A 17,675-nucleotide genomic window follows, 5' to 3' on the forward strand; every position below is an offset into this window, starting at 1 on the left:
CCTGGCCAGGAGCAGACCGAAGGAGGAACGCTCAGGATGAGTCGGTCGCGGCAGCGATCAATTCATTGGGAAAAGTGAGGGTGAAGGCACCGCCGCCTTCGGGATGATTGGCCGCGGCGATGCCGACGTTCAACGCGTCTGCAAATCCCTTTGCGATCGCGAGCCCCAGACCGCTGCCGCCGTGTCGGTCGCCGCCCTTGCCCTGCGCGAAGGTGTCGAAAATCGACCGTTCCGTTCCCGGCTCCAGCCCCGGCCCCCGATCACGGATCGTCAAGGTGACGGCATCGGGGGTTCGGCGTCCGATGATGCCGATGGGCCCGTCATTTCCGCCATGCTGGATCGCGTTGGCGAGGAGGTTGAGAAGGATATGATGGAGCAGCCGTTCGTCGACACGGACCAGCGGCAGGCCGGCGGGAACCTGGAAGTCGATATGATGCCCGCGCAGCGGGTCTTTGAGGTCGTGGACCACCGCCGCGACGACGTCGGTCAGGTCGACCGGGGTCAGGTCGAGACGGACGCCCCCCGCGTCAAGCCGCACCAGTTCGACAAGATTGTCGAGAAAGCGGCGCAGGCGCGACACTTCGGCCCGCGCGACGGGGAGCGCGGCGGCATCGGGATGCTCGCCCGCCAGCGCCTCGATCGCCGCGGTGACGCCCGTTAGCGGCGTTCGGAGGTCGTGGCCGATCGACGAGAGCAGCGCGGCACGCAATCGGTCGCGTTCTTCGAGGACCGAGAGGCTGCGCATTTCGTCCTCGAGATGCAGCCTTTCGTGCGCTAGCGCGGCTTGGCCGACCAGCGTCGACAGCAGCGCCGCCTGGCCCGGCGAAACGGGATCGCCGCCGTCCTCGCTCGCGACGCCGAGCACGGCGAGCACCCCGAGCCCGGTTTTCAGGGGATGGAACTGCCAGTCGGACGCGACGAGCGTGCTAGTACCGCGCCCCGCGGGCTCGCCGCTTGTCCACGCCCATTCGGCCGCCGCCTGATCGACGGGCGACATGGCCGCATCGGCCGGCCGCGCCACGAGCGGGCGGAGCAGGCCATCCCGATCGGCGAGGAGGACGCTGCGCACGCCAAGCAGGCGTGAGACTTCGTCGCAAGTGACCGCGGCGGTGGTTTCGCGGTCGGAGGCGCGCGCGAGAATCTGCGCGAAGGCCGCGAGCGACGCGTTTTCCTGCGCGCTGCGCACGCCGATCCGCGCCCGCGTCCTAAGGCGCCCGGCAAGATTGCTGGTCACCGCCGCGACCCCGGTGAGGAGCAGCATCGTGAGCACGCTCTGCGGGTCGGCGATGGTGAAGGTATGGCGCGGCTCGAGGAAGAAGAAGTTGAACGCCAGCGCCGCGACGATGCTGGCGAACAGCGCGGGGCGGAGCCCATAGAGCGTTGCCGCGATGATGACCGGAACCAGATAGAGCAGGTCGACCGCTCCGGTCCCGATCCAGCGCTCGCTGAGCTTTGCAGCCCCAGTCGTTGCGGCGATCAGCAGCAGCGCGGCGGCATAATGCCCCGGCCGCCCCCACCCGCGCGCCCATCCTTCGCGGCCGTGGCGGGCGGTTGCGGCTTCGGGCGACGGGATGACATGCACCGCCAGCCCGCTCGCCTCGCGGATCAGCGCCTCGACCACCGACCCGTGGCGCAGTTCGAACCACCAGCTGCGCTGCGAGCGACCGATGACGAGCTGCGTCGCGCGCAGCGCCTCGATCTGCCCGCGGAGCCCGGCGATGACGTTTTCGGACGGCACGGTTGCGATCGTCGCACCGAGGGTCGCGGCGAGCGCGAGCGAGGCGGCGATACGACGCCGCGCCTCGTCGCCGAATGTCTCGCTGCGCGGGGTTTCGATATGGACGACCGTCCACGGGGCATTGAGCCCGTCGGCGAGCCGCTTGGCGGTGCGGACCAGCGCGTCGGCGCCCGGCTGTTCGCTGATCGCGACGAGGATGCGCTCGCCCGCGGCATAGGTGCCGGCAAGCCCCGTCGCGTCGAGGTCGTGCAGCATCTGTCGATCGACGCTCAGCGCGGCGCGGCGCAGCGCCATTTCGCGCAGCGCCGACAGGTTTGGCTTCGAGAAGAAGTGGCCGAGCGCACGGCTCGCCTCCTGCGGCACATAAACCTTGCCGTCCTTCAGCCGCTCGATGAGTTCGTCGGGCGGCAGGTCGACGATCTTGATCTCGGCGCCCTCGAACACGCTGTCGGGCACCGTTTCACGCACGCGAACGCGCGTGAAGCTGGCGACCACGTCGTTGAGGCTTTCGACATGCTGGATGTTGAGCGTCGTATAGACGTCGATGCCGGCGGCGAGCAGTTCGTCGATATCCTGCCAGCGCTTGGGGTGGCGGCCGCCCTCGACATTGCTGTGCGCATATTCGTCGACGAGCGCGAGCGCGGGCCTGCGGCGCAGCACCGCGTCGAGATCCATTTCGCCGAGGCGGTGGCCGCGATAGTCGATCTCGCGCCGCGGGATCACCTCCATGCCGTCCAGCAAGGCTTCGGTTTCGGCGCGGCCGTGCGTTTCGACGACGGCGACGACGACGTCGGCGCCCTCGCGCGCGAGCGCAGCGCCTTCGGTGAGCATTGCATAGGTTTTGCCGACGCCGGGCGCGGCGCCGAGGAAAAACTTGAGCCGGCCGCGTTCCTCCAGCTTCGCCTGACGCAGCAGCGCGTCGGGCGACGGTCTTTTGTCGGTGGGCGGGGCGGCGGGCGGCATCGCCGCTGCTTAGCCGAGCGTGCGACGCCGCGCCACGCCATAGCCTCCGACTTTATGGAAACTTTATGCGAACCGGAAAATTCGCCCGCGAAACTTTACGGCGAAGGGGCGTAGCCGGCGCCACATCCCAACCAGCCCGCAACCTTGGCGGGATTTCGCCGGAGACTCCTATGTCCGACCTTTTGTGGCTTGCCCTGCTCGGCGCGCTGTTCGCGCTGACGCTGGGCTATGCGCGCCTGTGCGAGCGGGCGTGACGCCGATGACCACGCCGATGCTCCTCGCCGGCCTCACCGCCGCCGCCCTGCTCGCCTATCTGCTCGTCGCGCTGCTGCGCCCCGAGCGGTTCTGACGGGAGAAACGCCATGACCTATTCCGGCTGGGCACTGATCCTGCTCTTCGTCACCCTCACCGCCGCGCTCGCCAAGCCGATGGGGCAATGGCTGTTCGCGCTCTATGAAGGGCGCTCGACGCCGCTCCACCGCCTGCTCGGTCCCGTCGAGCGCGGCTTCTATCGCCTCGCTGGGATCGACCCCGAGGAGGAACAGGGCTGGCGGCGCTACGCGCTCCACATGCTGCTCTTCAACCTCGCGCTGCTGCTCTTCACCTATGCGGTGCTCCGCCTCCAGGGCGTGCTCCCAGGCAATCCGCAGGAATATGGCGCAATCGCCGCCGACGGCGCGTTCAACACCGCGGTCAGCTTTACCACCAACACCAACTGGCAATGGTATTCGGGCGAGGCGGCGCTGTCGAACCTGTCGCAAATGCTGGGCCTCACCATCCAGAATTTCCTCTCCGCGGCGACCGGCATCGCGATCGCCTTCGCGCTGTTCCGCGGTTTTGCGCGGCGCGAGACGAAGACGATCGGCAATTTCTGGGCCGATACGACGCGCGTCACTCTTTATCTCCTGCTCCCCATCTGCATCGTCTATGCGATCTTCCTCATCGCCAGCGGCGTTCCGCAGACGCTCGCCGGGTCGGTCGATGCGACGACGCTCGAAGGGGTCCGGCAGACGATCGCGCTCGGCCCCGTCGCGAGCCAGGAAGCGATCAAGATGCTCGGCACCAACGGCGGCGGCTTCTTCAACGCCAACAGCGCGCATCCGTTCGAGAACCCCACCGCGCTCACCAATTTCGTCCAGATGCTGTCGATCTTTTCGATCGGCGTCGGGCTGACCTGGTGCTTCGGCAAGGCCGTCGGGGACACGCGCCAGGGCTGGGCGATCCTCGCCGCGATGGGCATATTGTTCGTCGCCGGCGTCTCGGTCGCCTATTGGCAGGAAGCCGCGGGCAATCCTGTCCTCCACCAGCTCGGCGCCCTCGGCGGCAATATGGAGGGCAAGGAGGTGCGCTTCGGCATCGCCGCCTCGGCGCTGTTCGCCACGGTCACCACCGCCGCCTCGTGCGGCGCGGTCAACGCGATGCATGACAGCTTCACCGCTCTGGGCGGGCTCGTCCCGCTGTTCAACATCCAGCTTGGCGAGGTCGTCGTCGGCGGGGTCGGCGCGGGCATCTATGGCTTCCTGCTCTTCGCGATCCTCGCGGTGTTCGTCGCGGGCCTCATGGTCGGGCGGACCCCCGAATATGTCGGCAAGAAGATCGAGGCGCGCGAGGTCAAGCTCGCGGTGCTCGCGATCGCGGTGCTGCCGCTCGTCATCCTCGGCTTCACTGCCCTGGCCAGCGTGATGCCCGCCGGTCTGGCGGGGCCGCTCAACAAGGGCCCGCACGGCTTTTCGGAAATCCTCTACGGATTCAGTTCGGCCGCCGGCAACAATGGCTCGGCCTTCGCGGGGCTGAGCGCGGGCACCCCCTTCTACAACGGCCTGCTCGGTATCGCGATGTGGCTCGGGCGCTTCTTCGTGATCGTTCCCGCGCTCGCCATCGCCGGCAGCCTCGCCGCCAAGCGCCATGTCCCGGCGTCGAGCGGCTCGTTCCCCACCACCGGGGGCCTGTGGATCGGCCTGCTCGTCGGGATCATCCTGATCCTCGGCGGCCTCACCTTCCTTCCCAGCCTCGCGCTTGGCCCGATCGCCGATCATCTCGCGGTGACCGGCGGCCAGCTCTTCTGACGGATCACGATCATGACCGCACCAACCTCGATGTTCAGCGCCGCGCTCCTCGTCCCCGCGATGCGCGACGCGGTGAAGAAGCTCAAACCCCGCGACCTCGCGCGCAATCCGGTGATGTTCGTCACCGCGACCGTCGCGGCGTTGCTCACCCTGCTCCTCCTCCTCGGCGAGCCCGGCCTGTCGACGGGGTTCCAGGTCCAGCTCGTCCTGTGGCTCTGGCTCACGGTGCTCTTCGGCACCTTCGCCGAGGCGCTGGCCGAAGGGCGCGGGCGGGCGCAGGCAGCGTCGCTGCGCGCCACCAAGGCCGAACTCAAGGCCAAGCTGATGCTCGGCGTCGGCGACACTTACGAGATCGTCCCCGCCAGCCAGATCGAAAAGGACGAGATCGTCCTCGTCGAAACCGGCGACCTGATCCCCGCCGACGGCGAGGTGATCGAGGGGGTAGCCTCGGTCAACGAGGCCGCGATCACCGGCGAAAGCGCGCCGGTGATCCGCGAGGCGGGCGGCGACCGATCGGCGGTGACCGCGGGCACGCGCGTCATTTCGGACCGCATCAAGGTGCGCGTCACCGCTGAACCCGGCCAGGGCTTCCTCGATCGCATGATCGCGCTCGTCGAGGGCGCCGAACGCCGCAAGACCCCGAACGAGATCGCACTCACCATCCTTCTCGTCGGGCTGACGATCATCTTCCTCATCGCCGTATCGACCATCCCCGCCTTCGCTTCCTATGCGGGCGGCGCGATCCCCATCGCTTTGCTCGCCGCATTGCTCATCACGCTGATCCCGACCACCATCGCGGCGCTGCTGTCGGCGATCGGCATCGCGGGCATGGACCGGCTCGTGCGCTTCAACGTGCTCGCCAAGTCGGGCCGCGCGGTCGAGGCGGCGGGCGACGTCGATGTGCTGCTGCTCGACAAGACCGGCACGATCACCATCGGCGACCGCCAGGCGAGCGAATTCCGCGCGCTCTCGGGCATCGAGATCGACGCGCTCGCCGAAGCGGCGCTGCTCGCGAGCCTCGCCGACGAAACCCCCGAGGGGCGCTCGATCGTGGCTCTCGCGCGCGAACGCTATGCGATCCGCGTCGCGGCGCTCCCCGCCGGGTCGGACGTCATCCCGTTCACGGCGCAGACGCGGCTGTCGGGCGTCACCGTCGCCGGCGTGACGATCCACAAGGGCGCGGTCGATTCGGTGCTGAAGGCGCATCCGCAGGACGAAAGCGCGCCCGCGGTGCAGGAACTACGCCGCATCACCGACGAGATCGCGCGCGCCGGGGGCACCCCGCTCGCGGTGATCCGCGGCGGCCGGCTGCTCGGCGCCATCCACCTCAAGGACATCGTCAAGGCCGGGGTGCGCGAACGGTTCGGCGAGCTTCGCAAGATGGGCATCCGCACGGTGATGATCACCGGCGACAACCCGCTCACCGCCGCCGCGATCGCCGCCGAGGCCGGGGTCGATGATTTTCTCGCCGAAGCGACTCCCGAGGACAAGCTCGCCCTGATCCGCCGCGAACAGGGTGAAGGCCGCCTCGTCGCGATGTGCGGCGACGGCACCAACGACGCGCCTGCGCTCGCGCAGGCCGACGTCGGCGTGGCGATGAACACGGGGACGCAGGCGGCGCGCGAGGCGGGCAATATGGTCGACCTCGACAGCGACCCGACGAAACTGATCGAGGTCGTCGGGCTCGGCAAGCAGCTCCTGATGACGCGCGGCGCGCTTACCACTTTTTCGGTCGCCAACGACGTCGCCAAATATTTCGCGATCATCCCGGCGATCTTCGTCGTCCTCTATCCCGGGCTCGGCGTGCTCAACGTCATGGGGCTCGCGACGCCCGAAAGCGCGGTGCTGTCGGCGATCATCTTCAATGCGCTGATCATCCCCTGCCTCGTCCCGCTCGCGCTCAAGGGCGTGCGCTACAGGCCGATGCCCGCGGGACCGCTGCTCGCGCGCAACCTGTCGGTCTATGGCCTCGGCGGGCTCGTCGCGCCCTTCGTGGGCATCAAGATGATCGACCTCGCCGTCTCCTCCCTCCACCTCGCTTAAGGACAAGCCCATGCTTTCCGACCTCAAATCCGCCGTCCGCCCCGCGCTGGTGCTGACCCTGCTCTTCGCGCTGCTGCTCGGCATCGCCTATCCGCTCGCGCTCACCGGCGTCGGTCAGGCGCTGTTCCCGGCGCAGGCGAACGGCAGCCTGATCCGGGACGAGGGCAGCGTCGTCGGCTCGGAACTGATCGGCCAGAAATTCGCGAGCGCCGCCTATTTCCACGGCCGTCCCTCGGCAGCCGGCGCCGACGGCTATGACGCCAGCGCCTCGTCGGGTTCGAACCTCGGTCCCGCCAGCCAGGCGCTCGCCGACCGCGTCGCCGCCGACGTCGCCACCCTTTCCCAAACGGCACCGGGCCGCCCTGTCCCGCCCGACCTGGTGACGACCTCCGCCTCGGGGCTGGACCCCCACATCAGCCCCGAGGCGGCTTTTTCGCAGGTCGGCCGGGTCGCCGCGGCGCGCGGGGTGCCCGAAGCGGCCGTCCGCGACCGCGTCGAACAGGCGATCGAGAAACCGCTGCTCGGCGTCCTCGGCGAACCGCGCGTCAACGTCCTGCTGCTCAATCGCGCGCTCGACGGCGGGCTTCGGCAGCCGTAAGACGCTGGCGTGTCACCGGCCGCCAAAATCCTGATCGTCGAGGACGATGCGCATATCCGCCGCCTGCTGAAGGCGACACTGCAGCGCGCCGGCCACGAAGCGGTCGAGGCGGCCGATGCGCGGCAGGCACTCGCGCTGCTCGACATCGAACACCCCGACGTCGTGCTGCTCGACCTGGGCTTGCCCGATCGCGACGGGCTCGAACTGATCGAACCGATGCGGCTTCGCTCCGCCGCGACGCTGATCGTGGTTTCGGCACGCGAAGACAGCGCGGAAAAGGTCGCAGCGCTCGACCTCGGCGCCGACGATTACGTCACCAAGCCCTTCGATACCGAAGAGCTGCTCGCGCGCATTCGAACCGCGCTGCGTCACCAGCGCACCGGGACCGCAGACGAAGCGTCGGCTATCATCGACGCCGGATCCGTGCGCATCGATCTCGAGTACCGCCGGGTTCTGCGCGATGGGGCGGAAATCCATCTGACACCCAAGGAATATGCCGTCCTTGCCGAGCTTGCACGTCGTCCGGACCGCGTGCTGAGCCATTCGCAGCTGTTGAAATCGGTTTGGGGGCCGGCCCAAACCGATCGCGTCGAATATCTTCGGATCGCGATACGCGGTTTACGCCAAAAGCTGGAAGCCGACCCTTCACAACCCAGGCTGATCATCAACGAACTTGCGGTGGGCTACCGCCTTCGGACTTGAAGCCCGGCATGGGAATGGCGCGCCCGGCAGGATTCGAACCTGCGACCACCCGCTTAGAAGGCGGGTGCTCTATCCAGCTGAGCTACGGGCGCGCGGCACGGCTGTGCGTCGCGGCGAATAGCGCGGTTTGCGCCCGCCGCAAAGCGGGTTAAGCAACGACGCGATGACCGAGTCTGTCCCGCCCGCCGCCGTCAATGCCGCCACGGTGCGGCATTTCCGCTATTATGACCTCGTGATGGCGGCGTTCGTCGCCATCCTGCTGCTGTCGAACATCATCGGGGCATCGAAGCCGAGCTATGTCGTCCTGCCGGACGGGAGCGAATGGGCGTTCGGCGCGGGTGTCCTCTTTTTCCCGATCAGCTACATCATCGGCGACGTGCTGACCGAGGTCTACGGCTACGCCCGCGCCCGCCGGGTGATCTGGACGGGCTTCGCGGCGCTGGCCTTCATGGCGTTCATGGCGTGGGTCGTCGTCGCGCTGCCGCCCGCCGACGGCTGGCCCGGGCAGGCAAGCTACGAGTTCGTCTTCGGCAACAGCTGGCGCATCGTCCTCGCCTCGATGATCGCCTTCTGGGCGGGCGAGTTCGCCAACAGCTATGTCCTTGCGCGGATGAAATTGTGGACGCGCGGGCGCTTCCTCTGGATGCGAACGATCGGCTCGACGGTGGTCGGCCAGGGTCTCGACAGCCTCATTTTCTATCCGCTCGCCTTTTACGGCCTGGCCGGTTGGCCGCCCGAACAGCTTTATCAGGTCGTGCTCTCGCAATGGCTGATCAAGACTTTGTGGGAAGCCGCGCTGACGCCCGTAACCTATGTCGTCGTCGGCGCGTTGAAACGGCGCGAAGGTGTCGACGTGTTCGACGAAGGCACCGACTTCAACCCCTTTGGCGCCAAAGTCTGATCCCGCATGACCCTGATCGAAATCGCCTCGCTCTTCGAGGCGCGAAAGCTGTCGGTTATCGAGGCGACCGGTCTCGATAAGGATGCGCTGCACATATATTTCGGCATGACGCTATTTCTCGCGGTGCGCTTTGCCTGGCGCGGTCGCGGCGGCTGGATCGCGGCGTGGCTTGCCGTGCTGGCGATGGCCTGCGGCGGCGAATGGCTCGACCTGACCGCCGAACATAGCAATTCCACCATCCAGCCCGACGCCGCGCACTGGCACGATATCTGGAACACGATGTTCTGGCCGACGGTCCTGCTGATCGTCGGACGCTGGCTGCAGCCGCAGCCCGGCACGGCCGGACTAGGCGATAACGCCGAGCGCCGCCTCGAACAGGCGTAGCCCGTCGGTGCCGCCGTGCGCGCGGTCGATCGCGCGTTCGGGGTGCGGCATCATGCCGAGCACATTGCCCGCTCCATTGAGCACGCCGGCGATGTTGCGCGCCGATCCGTTGACCGGGTCGGCATAGCGGAATGCGACGCGCCCCTCGCCCTCGATCCGGTCGAGCGTTTTGTCGTCGGCGAAATAATTGCCGTCGTGGTGCGCGACGGGAATGTCGATCGTCTCACCCGCCTGATAGCCCGCGGTGAACAGCGATTGGCTGTTCTCGACGGTCAGCGCCACGGTGCGGCACACGAAGTTGAGCCCCGCGTTGCGCATCAGCGCGCCGGGCAGCAGCTGCGCCTCGGTCAGCACCTGGAAACCGTTGCACACGCCGAGCACTGGCACGCCGCGCGCCGCGGCGTCCGAGACCGCGCGCAGGATCGGCGAGCGCGCCGCCATCGCCCCCGAACGGAGATAATCGCCATAGGAGAAGCCGCCGGGCAGCGCGATGAAGTCGACACCCTCGGGCAGGTCGCTCTCGCGGTGCCACACCATTGCGGGCTTGGCGCCGGTCACCTGCTCCAGCGCGACCGCCATGTCGCGATCGCAGTTGGAACCCGGAAAGACGATGACGGCGGTCTTCATGATGGCGTTCCTTCTTACGGGCGTTCGATGCGGTAGTTTTCGATCACCGTGTTGGCGAGCAGCTTGGCGCACATCGCGTCGAGATCGGCGTCGCTCGTGCCGTCGGCGACGTCGAGTTCGATGAAGCGCCCCGCGCGCACGTCGGCGACGCCGCCAAAACCCAGCCCTTCGAGCGCATGATGGATCGCCTTGCCCTGCGGGTCGAGCACCCCCGGCTTGAGCGTCACATAGACATTCACTTTCATGGGGAGGGACCTTTTGCTGGAAGGGCGGGAAGATGGGCGCGCCTATGCCCGCGAATCACTTCGGGGGCAAGGGGGAGCGGGCGCGACGGGCAAGCGCCGCGCCCGTGAAAAACAGGCCTGTTCGGACTGCGAACCACTCGCAACTTTCCTGTTGCGAATCTCTCGCACTATCCCTAAATCAAACTTGTTGAGAAGGATTCGCACATGGTCGTTTGTGTCTGCAACGCAATAAGGGAAAGCCAGCTGCGCGATGTCGCGCGGAGCGGCCAATTGCGGTGCGCCAAGGCGGCCTATGCGCAATTGGGTCGCAAACCCAAGTGCGGACAGTGCCTGTCATTCGCTCGCAATATCATCAGCGACGCCGCCGCGACCGCCTGATTTTTCTTGGTTTTCCGCCATTTTTGACCTTGGCCTGATGGGGCCGGGACGCCTATAATGCGCCCACTCCATTCCCAAGACGAAATGACAGGACAGACACCATGAAGGGCGACGAAAAAGTCATCGATTTCCTCAACGAGGCGCTCAAGAACGAGCTGACCGCGATCAACCAATACTGGCTGCACTATCGCATGCTCGACAATTGGGGCGTCGCGCGCCTCGCCGCGTTCGAGCGCGAAGAGTCGATCGACGAGATGAAGCACGCCGACAAGCTCGCCGATCGCATCCTCTTTCTTGGCGGCCTCCCCAATTTCCAGCTGCTCGGCCGCCTGCGCGTCGGCGAAACGGTCGAGGAAATCCTGAAGGCCGATCTCGCGGTCGAGGAAGAAGCGATCCCGCTGCTCAAGGACGCGATCGCCCATTGCGAAAGCGTGCGCGACTATGTCAGCCGCGACCTGTTCGCCGACATCCTCGAAAGCGAGGAACATCATGTCGACGAGCTCGAAAAGCAGTTCGAGATGATCGAGCGCATGGGCATCGAAAATTACATCCAGCTTCAGTCGAAGCCCGCCGGCGACGATTGAACCGAATCTGTCATCCCTTCGCAGCGGGATTTTGACCTCGCGACATGATCGCGGGTTGAGATTCCGGCCTTCGGCGGGATGGCATAACAGGATAAACCGCAGTTTTCAGGGGCGCTTTCGGGCGCCTCTTTTTTCGCTTGTATTTGCGACTAATTCTCAATAGCAAGGTAGAGCAGTCCCCTCCTGCCGGCCGCTGCAACTTCAAGCTGCGTCATAAGCGGCCGGCATCTTTTTCCCGACGAGGCAAAGCGGACGGGGGAACTGCATGGGACGGGAGAAACGAACCTCATGCAAAGCAGCGAGCTGATCCGCCAATTATCCGAACAGCCGCTCGTGCGCGATTTGTCGGTCGAAGCCGCGCAGGCCGTCCTGGCGCTGCGCTACTGCATCCTCTGCCGTCGGGGCGAGCGCGACCCGATGCCCGAGCTCGAACGCCGCTGGGGCAATATCCTCGCGGCGCGGCGCTACCGCCTGGTGGTCGAGGCAATCGGCCATGTCTGGCCCGAACCCTTCGCGGTCGCCCCGCCCTGCTGCCCGCGCATCAGCTTCGACGAAGCGCTGCTCGCCGCGATCGTCGGCGCCGCCGCGCGCCGCGACCGCGTCCATTTCGACTGGCTGACCGCCGAGATGCTCGGCAGCGACGCCCGCGAGATGTTGTTCGTGGCCCTCGAAAACTTCATCCGCGCCCGCGCGCCGGGGCCGGTGTAATCGTCGATTTTGGGGTGGTGAGCGGACGATCGCCTATCCCAACTTCGTCATTCCGGACTCGACACCGGATCCATCGCCTCAACGCCGTCGCGAATGGCCGGACGTCAAAAATTTGCACCGGAGCGCCCGCCGTCCTACATTGGCCGTTCAATCAACGGAGACTTTCGCCATGGACAACAATCTGACCGCAACGCCGCCCCGCCTTGCCGCCAGGAAAGTCCATGTCCATGTCTCCCCTCTCTCCATCGATCACTCTCGCCAACCTCGGCTGGTCCACGCCTGACGGCCGCGCCGTCCTTTCGGGCCTCGATCTCCATTTCCAGCGCGAACGCACCGGCCTCGTCGGGCGCAACGGCGTCGGCAAATCGACACTGTTGCGCCTGCTGACCGGCGAGCTTTCGCCCACGACGGGCAGCATATCGGCGAATGGCGGCATCGCGATGCTGCGCCAGACGGTGCAGGTCGCGGCGGGCGAAAGCATTGCCGACCTGTTCGGCGCGCGCGGCGCCCTCGCCTTGCTGCGCAGGGCCGAAGCGGGCGAGGCCAGCGTCGAGGAGATCGGCGATGCCGACTGGACGCTCGAAGCGCGAATCGACGCGGCACTCGCCGCCGTCGGCCTGCCGCTTCCCGCCGACACCCCGCTCGCGGCGCTTTCGGGCGGCCAGCGCACCCGCGCCGCGCTCGCCGGCGCGATGTTCGCCGCGCCCGACTTCCTTCTGCTCGATGAGCCGACGAACAATCTCGACCGCGAAGGACGCCGGGCGGTGCGCGATCTTCTCGCCGGCTGGCGCGGCGGCGCGATCGTGGTCAGCCACGACCGCGAACTGCTCGAGGAAATGGACGCGATCGTCGAACTCACCCCGCTCGGCGCCACACGCTATGGCGGCGGCTGGAGCGCCTATCGTGCGCGCAAGGACATCGAGCAGGCGGCGATCGAGGTCGAACTCGCGGACGCCGAAAAGGAACTCGGCCGTGTGCGGCGTCAGGCGCAGGTCACTGCCGAGCGGCAGGCGCGCCGCGACGCCGGCGGCCGCCGCAAGGCAGCGCGCGGTGACGAGCCCGCGATCCTGCTCGGGACGCTCAAGCGCCGCGCCGAGGAAAGCGTCGGCGCCAACCGGCGCCTCGCCGAACGCCAGCGCACCGACGCGGAGCAGGCGCGCGAAGCCGCGCGCGGCAAGATCGAGGTCGTCGATCCGCTGTCGGTCGGCCTGCCTTCGACCGGCCTGCCCGCATCGCGCACGGTTCTCGAACTCGACCGCGTGAGCGCCGGCTACGTCCCGAACCGGCCGGTCATCAAGGATCTGTCGCTCACTCTTGCCGGCCCCGAGCGCGTCGCGATCACCGGCCCCAACGGCTCGGGAAAATCGACGCTGCTCGCGCTCATCGCCGGGACGCTCGTGCCCTGGTCGGGGACGGTGCGCGTCGGCGTGCCGTTCGCGCTGTTCGACCAGCGGGTCACCTTGCTCGACCCCGCGCGCTCGATCGCGGACAATTTTCTCGCGCGCAATCCCGGGACGACGAACAACCAGTGTCGCGCCGCGCTCGCGCGCTTCCGTTTTCGCGCCGACGCCGCCGACCGCATCGCCGGCACGCTCAGCGGTGGCCAGATGCTCCGCGCCGGCCTCGCCTGCGTCCTCGGCGCGCCGCAGCCGCCGCAACTGCTGATCCTCGACGAGCCCGGCAACCATCTCGACGTCGAATCGCTCAACGCCGTCGAAACAGGCCTTGCCGCCTATGATGGCGCGCTGCTCGTGGTCAGCCATGACAGCGCATTTCTGGACGCGATCGGGGTGGATCGGGCGATCGAGCTGGGCGTCGAATAGGTCGGGAACCGCGTCGGCCTCAGCCCTACCCGCCGGACGGGATCATCGGCATATCGATCCAGAGCGTCAGTCCGGGGGGCGGATCGACGGGCGGCGCGGCCGCGATGTGATGCGCGGCATCGGCACGGGCGCGGTCGAGGATGGCCGGGGGAACCGCCGCGGCGTGAAAGACATGATCGGCCTCGCCAAGCAGGCGCGCGGCGCGAAGGGTGAGGTCGTCGGGGCTGGCGCTGGCCAGCACGATCACCTCGACGCGCGAGGGCCGGTCGGGCAGCATCCCCGCAAGCCAGATGTCGACCCGGTCGGCCGCATCGGTGCCGAGCGGATCGAGCGCGCCGCCAGCCGCGAGCGCGGCGTCGATCGCGCGGCGACGATCGGCGGCGTCGGGCCAGCGCGCCTTCATCGGGAGCCGCGCGGCCTGTAGCACCGAGGCGAGCGCGCCGAGCCGCGCGGGCAGCAAGGCTTCGATGCGTTGCCGGATCGCTTTCGCGAGCCCCGCCGATGCACCGCCGGTGCCGATCGCGATCGTCACTGGCGCGCGGTCGACGATCGCGGGGGTGGTGAAATCGCAAAGATCGGGGCGATCGACGACGTTGACGAGCAGTCCGCGCGCGCGCAGCCCTTCGGCGGCAGCGCGCGCTTCGGCTTCGTCGTCGAGCGCGACGAACGCGATCGTCGCGCCGCTCTCCCACTCGGGAACGATCCGCCCGCCGGCGCGGCTGATCAGCCGCGCCTTCGCATCGGCAGCCTCCCCCTTCCCGACCAGCACGACCGTGCGGCCGGCGACGTTCAGGAAGATGGGAAGCTGCTCCATCGTCAGTCGATCCAGTCGGGCACGCGTTCGGCGGCCATGATCGTGCCGGCGGCGATGCGGTCGGCGACGACGACATAGCGGTCGCCGTCGACGAGCACCTCGGGAACGAGGCTGCGGCTATTGTACGTCGACGCCATCGTCGCGCCATAGGCCCCCGCACTGCGGAAGACCGCGAGGTCGCCCGACTCGACCTTGTCGACCAGCCGGTCGCGCGCAAAAGTGTCGCCGGTTTCGCAGACCGGGCCGACGATCGAGGCGGTCATCGTCTCGCCCGACGGCTTCACCGCGGCGAAATCGTGCCAGGCATCATAAAGCGCAGGCCGCGCGAGATCGTTCATCGCGGCGTCGACGATCACAAAGGGGTGGATTGCGCCGGGCTTGACCCACAACACCTCGGTCAGCAAAATCCCCGAATTGCCGGCGATAACCCGGCCGGGCTCGAACATCAGCGTGACGTCCCAGTCGCGCGTGACCCGCGCGACCATCGCGCCATAATCGGCCGGCGACGGCGGAAGGATATTGTCACCCGCCCGATACGGCACACCGAGCCCGCCGCCCAGGTCGACATGGGTGATGCTGTGTCCGGCGGCGCGGAGGTCGGCGACGAGTTGGCCGACGCGCTTGAACGCCGCCTCGAACGGAGCGAGGCTGGTAAGCTGGCTGCCGATATGAACCGCGATGCCGCGCAGGTTGAGCCCCGGCAGCGCCGACAGGCGGCCGAAGATTTCGGGCGCGGCGTCGATGCCGACGCCGAACTTGTTTTCGGCCTTGCCGGTCGAGATCTTCGCGTGGGTGCCCGCATCGACATCGGGATTGACGCGCAGCACCGCGGGCGCTGTCATGTCCTTGCGCGCGGCGATTTCGGCGAGCGCGACGCCCTCGGGCTCATGCTCGATGTTGAACTGGCCGATGCCGCGGTCGAGGCCCTGCGCCAGCTCTGCGCGCGTCTTGCCGACTCCCGAAAAGACGATGTCTTCGGGCGCCATGCCCGCCGCGAGCGCGCGTTCGAGTTCGCCGCCCGAGACGACGTCGGCGCCATAGCCCTGCCGCGCAAGAACGCGCAGCACGCCGAGGTTGGGGTTGCACTTGATCGCGAAGGCGATGTGCTTGCGCGGAATATCCTTTAGCGCGTCGCGAAACACCCGCGCATGGCGTTCGAGCGTCGCGCGCGAATAGACATAGACGGGGGTGCCAATTTCCTCGGCGATACGCGGCAACGGAATGTCTTCGGCGTGCATCACGCCGTCACGAAGTTCAAAATGGTCCATGCATCAGATCCTAATCTTCAAAGACCGCTCGCCCTGAGCTTGTCGAAGGGCCGTTCTTCCTTTTTCCGGGGTCCAGGAAGGACAGTGCTTCGACAAGCTCAGCACGAACGGAAAAGGGAAGCGGCCCGAAAATTCGAAAGTCAGCCCGGAGGCGGCAAGTCGAAATCGTCGGTTTCGCGTTGTTCGGATCGTTTGAGAAGTTCGTCGCTGCGCGCGGGCCGGGCCTGCGCGTCAGGCGTCGTAAGCTCCTCCGTGGTCGGGGCGCGGGTCGCGCCGACGGGAATGACCGGGGCGGGCTGGCCCGCCACGGGCTTCAGATCTTCCTTGCTGCCGCACGCGCCGAGCAGCGCGGTTGCAGCGAATGTTGCCATGACGAGGTGGTGCTTCGCCATCAATTCGTCCCTTCGAGCGCCGCGCGAGCCGTGGCGACGGCCTGCCTTACCCGTTCGGGCGCCGTGCCGCCATAGCTCACGCGACTGGCGACCGAAGCTTCGACCGTGAGCGCGGCAAGCACGTCGGGCGTGACCGCCGCGTGGATCGCGGCGGCGTCGGCCGCGGGCAGCGCCGACAGCTCGACGTCGAGTTCCTCGGCGCGCTTCACACAGGCGCCGACGACATGATGCGCTTCGCGGAACGGCAAGCCATTTTCGCGCACCAGCCAGTCGGCAAGATCGGTCGCGGTCGAATAGCCCGACGCGGCGAGCGCGCGCATCCGGTCGGTCCGGAAAGTCAGCGTTTCGATCATTCCCGTCATCGCGGCGAGCGACAGCGCGAGTGCGTCGAAAGCGCCGAACACCGTCTCCTTGTCGTCCTGCAGATCCTTGGAATAGGTGAGCGGCAGCCCCTTCACGATCACCGCCAGCCGCTGGAATGCGCCGAGCAGCATCCCCGCGCGCCCGCGCACCAGTTCGGCGGCGTCGGGGTTGCGCTTTTGCGGCATGATCGAGCTGCCGGTCGACCAGGCGTCGGGCAGGCTGATGAAGCCGAAGGGCTGGCTCGCCCAGATCACCACTTCCTCGGCGAGGCGCGACAGGTGGATCGCGGCGATCGACGCCGACGCACAGAATTCCAGCGCAAAGTCCCGGTCGGAGACCGCATCGATGCTGTTCGCCATCGGGCGGTCGAAGCCGAGCGCCGACGCCGTCGCATCGCGATCGAGCGGGAAGCTGGTCCCCGCGAGTGCAGCGGCGCCGAGCGGCGATTCGTTGAGGCGGCGCCGCGCATCGGCGAAGCGCGACCGGTCGCGGGCGAACATCTCGACATAGGCGAGCAGGTGATGGCCGAGGGTGACCGGCTGTGCGACCTGCAAATGCGTGAAACCCGGCATGATGCTGTCGGCATGCTCGTCGGCGCGCGCGAGGAGCGCCGACTGGATCGCCGCCAGCCCGGCGTCGATGCGCTCGCATGCGGTGCGGGTCCACAGGCGGAAGTCGGTCGCGACCTGGTCGTTGCGCGAGCGCGCGGTGTGGAGACGGCCGGCGGGCTCGCCAACCAGTTCCTTCAGCCGTGCCTCGACCGTCATGTGGATATCTTCGAGCGCGAGGTCGACCGGAACGCCGTCGCGCGCGAATTCCTCGGCGATTTGCGCCAGCCCGCGATCGATGACGACCGCGTCCTCCGCGGCGATGATTCCGGTCGCGCCCAGCATCGCGGCGTGCGCGCGGCTGGCGGCGATATCTTCTTCCCACAGGCGCTTGTCGACGGGAATCGATGCGTTAATCTCTTGCATGATCGCAGCGGGTCCGCCACCGAAGCGGCCGCCCCACATGCTGTTGCTGTCAGGAGTATTCGCCATCCGTCGCGTCCCGAACCCATCGCTTGCGATCCTTGGCC

At 67.6% G+C, this 17,675-nt stretch carries 18 protein-coding genes and 1 tRNA gene; 11 read left to right on the forward strand and 8 right to left on the reverse strand.

Annotation, left to right across the window (positions count from 1 at the left end):
- Positions 1-31: 31 nt before the first annotated feature.
- Positions 32-2,701, reverse strand: a complete 2,670-nt coding sequence (locus tag VSX79_RS14015) for a sensor histidine kinase KdpD (RefSeq protein WP_326913654.1) — start codon at positions 2,699-2,701, stop codon at positions 32-34.
- Positions 2,702-2,960: 259 nt separating this feature from the next.
- Between VSX79_RS14015 and kdpF the strand changes: the two genes are divergently transcribed.
- From kdpF to VSX79_RS14040, 5 genes are read left to right on the forward strand one after another with little or no spacing between them, the layout of a single operon-like run.
- Positions 2,961-3,050 (forward strand): K(+)-transporting ATPase subunit F, encoded by a 90-nt coding sequence (gene kdpF, locus VSX79_RS14020; RefSeq protein WP_179494395.1) that lies wholly within the window; start codon positions 2,961-2,963, stop codon positions 3,048-3,050.
- A gap of 13 nt (positions 3,051-3,063) precedes the next feature.
- On the forward strand, positions 3,064-4,767 hold the full coding sequence (kdpA, locus tag VSX79_RS14025) for a potassium-transporting ATPase subunit KdpA (protein ID WP_179494393.1): 1,704 nt from the start codon (positions 3,064-3,066) through the stop codon (positions 4,765-4,767).
- A 12-nt stretch (positions 4,768-4,779) separates the two neighbouring features.
- Positions 4,780-6,810, forward strand: a complete 2,031-nt coding sequence (gene kdpB / locus VSX79_RS14030; RefSeq protein ID WP_326913655.1) for a potassium-transporting ATPase subunit KdpB — start codon at positions 4,780-4,782, stop codon at positions 6,808-6,810.
- A gap of 10 nt (positions 6,811-6,820) precedes the next feature.
- Positions 6,821-7,408 carry a potassium-transporting ATPase subunit KdpC gene (gene kdpC / locus VSX79_RS14035; RefSeq protein WP_326913656.1) on the forward strand — a complete coding sequence of 196 codons (588 nt, stop codon included), beginning with the start codon at positions 6,821-6,823 and terminating at the stop codon, positions 7,406-7,408.
- Between the two features lie 9 nt (positions 7,409-7,417).
- Positions 7,418-8,110, forward strand: a complete 693-nt coding sequence (locus VSX79_RS14040) for a response regulator (protein WP_179494386.1) — start codon at positions 7,418-7,420, stop codon at positions 8,108-8,110.
- Between the two features lie 15 nt (positions 8,111-8,125).
- Here VSX79_RS14040 and VSX79_RS14045 read toward each other — a convergent pair.
- Positions 8,126-8,202: transfer RNA gene (locus VSX79_RS14045), tRNA-Arg, on the reverse strand.
- A gap of 71 nt (positions 8,203-8,273) precedes the next feature.
- Here VSX79_RS14045 and VSX79_RS14050 point away from each other — a divergent pair.
- Both VSX79_RS14050 and VSX79_RS14055 read left to right on the forward strand, forming a co-directional pair.
- Positions 8,274-9,011 (forward strand): queuosine precursor transporter, encoded by a 738-nt coding sequence (locus VSX79_RS14050; protein WP_179494384.1) that lies wholly within the window; start codon positions 8,274-8,276, stop codon positions 9,009-9,011.
- Positions 9,012-9,017: 6 nt separating this feature from the next.
- Positions 9,018-9,395 (forward strand): VanZ family protein, encoded by a 378-nt coding sequence (locus VSX79_RS14055; protein ID WP_326913657.1) that lies wholly within the window; start codon positions 9,018-9,020, stop codon positions 9,393-9,395.
- Here VSX79_RS14055 and purQ read toward each other — a convergent pair.
- Together purQ and purS are read right to left on the reverse strand one after the other, a co-directional pair.
- Positions 9,357-10,022 (reverse strand): phosphoribosylformylglycinamidine synthase subunit PurQ, encoded by a 666-nt coding sequence (gene purQ, locus VSX79_RS14060; RefSeq protein ID WP_326913658.1) that lies wholly within the window; start codon positions 10,020-10,022, stop codon positions 9,357-9,359. The two genes, VSX79_RS14055 and purQ, sit on opposite strands and share 39 nt — an antisense overlap.
- Before the next feature lie 14 nt (positions 10,023-10,036).
- The gene (gene purS, locus VSX79_RS14065; protein WP_037513977.1) at positions 10,037-10,267 is read right to left on the reverse strand and encodes a phosphoribosylformylglycinamidine synthase subunit PurS; all 231 of its coding nucleotides are present in this window, start codon (positions 10,265-10,267) and stop codon (positions 10,037-10,039) included.
- 204 nt (positions 10,268-10,471) lie between these two features.
- Here purS and VSX79_RS14070 point away from each other — a divergent pair, with 204 nt between their 5' ends.
- The 4 genes from VSX79_RS14070 (at position 10,472) to VSX79_RS14085 (ending at position 13,760) form a co-directional block, all read left to right on the forward strand.
- Positions 10,472-10,645: a (2Fe-2S)-binding protein gene (locus VSX79_RS14070; protein WP_081933078.1), complete on the forward strand. Its 174-nt coding sequence runs from the start codon at positions 10,472-10,474 to the stop codon at positions 10,643-10,645.
- Positions 10,646-10,746: 101 nt separating this feature from the next.
- Complete coding sequence (gene bfr / locus VSX79_RS14075; RefSeq protein ID WP_037555365.1) at positions 10,747-11,229, forward strand: bacterioferritin; 483 nt, start codon at positions 10,747-10,749, stop codon at positions 11,227-11,229.
- A gap of 288 nt (positions 11,230-11,517) precedes the next feature.
- Positions 11,518-11,937, forward strand: a complete 420-nt coding sequence (locus VSX79_RS14080) for an addiction module antidote protein (RefSeq protein WP_179494378.1) — start codon at positions 11,518-11,520, stop codon at positions 11,935-11,937.
- Positions 11,938-12,158: 221 nt separating this feature from the next.
- On the forward strand, positions 12,159-13,760 hold the full coding sequence (locus tag VSX79_RS14085) for an ABC-F family ATP-binding cassette domain-containing protein (RefSeq protein ID WP_257018015.1): 1,602 nt from the start codon (positions 12,159-12,161) through the stop codon (positions 13,758-13,760).
- 25 nt (positions 13,761-13,785) lie between these two features.
- Here the strand turns inward: VSX79_RS14085 and VSX79_RS14090 are convergent, their stop codons facing one another.
- The 4 genes from VSX79_RS14090 to argH form a co-directional block, all read right to left on the reverse strand.
- Complete coding sequence (locus VSX79_RS14090) at positions 13,786-14,574, reverse strand: precorrin-2 dehydrogenase/sirohydrochlorin ferrochelatase family protein (RefSeq protein WP_179494376.1); 789 nt, start codon at positions 14,572-14,574, stop codon at positions 13,786-13,788.
- Positions 14,575-14,576: 2 nt separating this feature from the next.
- Positions 14,577-15,842 (reverse strand): diaminopimelate decarboxylase, encoded by a 1,266-nt coding sequence (gene lysA / locus VSX79_RS14095; protein WP_326913659.1) that lies wholly within the window; start codon positions 15,840-15,842, stop codon positions 14,577-14,579.
- A gap of 140 nt (positions 15,843-15,982) precedes the next feature.
- Complete coding sequence (locus VSX79_RS14100) at positions 15,983-16,234, reverse strand: hypothetical protein (protein WP_179494372.1); 252 nt, start codon at positions 16,232-16,234, stop codon at positions 15,983-15,985.
- On the reverse strand, positions 16,234-17,637 hold the full coding sequence (gene argH, locus VSX79_RS14105; RefSeq protein WP_326913660.1) for an argininosuccinate lyase: 1,404 nt from the start codon (positions 17,635-17,637) through the stop codon (positions 16,234-16,236). The genes VSX79_RS14100 and argH overlap by 1 nt, the downstream gene beginning before the upstream one ends.
- Positions 17,638-17,675 lie beyond the last annotated feature (38 nt).

Source organism: Sphingopyxis chilensis, from assembly GCF_035930445.1.
Taxonomy (GTDB): domain Bacteria; phylum Pseudomonadota; class Alphaproteobacteria; order Sphingomonadales; family Sphingomonadaceae; genus Sphingopyxis; species Sphingopyxis chilensis.

Bases quoted from the DNA above. Each gene is read 5' to 3' on its own strand.
- VSX79_RS14015 (WP_326913654.1), bottom strand. From the start codon at position 2,701: ATGCCGCCCGCCGCCCCGCCCACCGACAAAAGACCGTCGCCCGACGCG.
- kdpF (WP_179494395.1), top strand. From the start codon at position 2,961: ATGACCACGCCGATGCTCCTCGCCGGCCTCACCGCCGCCGCCCTGCTC.
- kdpA (WP_179494393.1), top strand. From the start codon at position 3,064: ATGACCTATTCCGGCTGGGCACTGATCCTGCTCTTCGTCACCCTCACC.
- kdpB (WP_326913655.1), top strand. From the start codon at position 4,780: ATGACCGCACCAACCTCGATGTTCAGCGCCGCGCTCCTCGTCCCCGCG.
- kdpC (WP_326913656.1), top strand. From the start codon at position 6,821: ATGCTTTCCGACCTCAAATCCGCCGTCCGCCCCGCGCTGGTGCTGACC.
- VSX79_RS14050 (WP_179494384.1), top strand. From the start codon at position 8,274: ATGACCGAGTCTGTCCCGCCCGCCGCCGTCAATGCCGCCACGGTGCGG.
- VSX79_RS14055 (WP_326913657.1), top strand. From the start codon at position 9,018: ATGACCCTGATCGAAATCGCCTCGCTCTTCGAGGCGCGAAAGCTGTCG.
- purQ (WP_326913658.1), bottom strand. From the start codon at position 10,022: ATGAAGACCGCCGTCATCGTCTTTCCGGGTTCCAACTGCGATCGCGAC.
- purS (WP_037513977.1), bottom strand. From the start codon at position 10,267: ATGAAAGTGAATGTCTATGTGACGCTCAAGCCGGGGGTGCTCGACCCG.
- VSX79_RS14070 (WP_081933078.1), top strand. From the start codon at position 10,472: ATGGTCGTTTGTGTCTGCAACGCAATAAGGGAAAGCCAGCTGCGCGAT.
- bfr (WP_037555365.1), top strand. From the start codon at position 10,747: ATGAAGGGCGACGAAAAAGTCATCGATTTCCTCAACGAGGCGCTCAAG.
- VSX79_RS14080 (WP_179494378.1), top strand. From the start codon at position 11,518: ATGCAAAGCAGCGAGCTGATCCGCCAATTATCCGAACAGCCGCTCGTG.
- VSX79_RS14085 (WP_257018015.1), top strand. From the start codon at position 12,159: ATGTCCATGTCTCCCCTCTCTCCATCGATCACTCTCGCCAACCTCGGC.
- VSX79_RS14090 (WP_179494376.1), bottom strand. From the start codon at position 14,574: ATGGAGCAGCTTCCCATCTTCCTGAACGTCGCCGGCCGCACGGTCGTG.
- lysA (WP_326913659.1), bottom strand. From the start codon at position 15,842: ATGGACCATTTTGAACTTCGTGACGGCGTGATGCACGCCGAAGACATT.
- VSX79_RS14100 (WP_179494372.1), bottom strand. From the start codon at position 16,234: ATGGCGAAGCACCACCTCGTCATGGCAACATTCGCTGCAACCGCGCTG.
- argH (WP_326913660.1), bottom strand. From the start codon at position 17,637: ATGGCGAATACTCCTGACAGCAACAGCATGTGGGGCGGCCGCTTCGGT.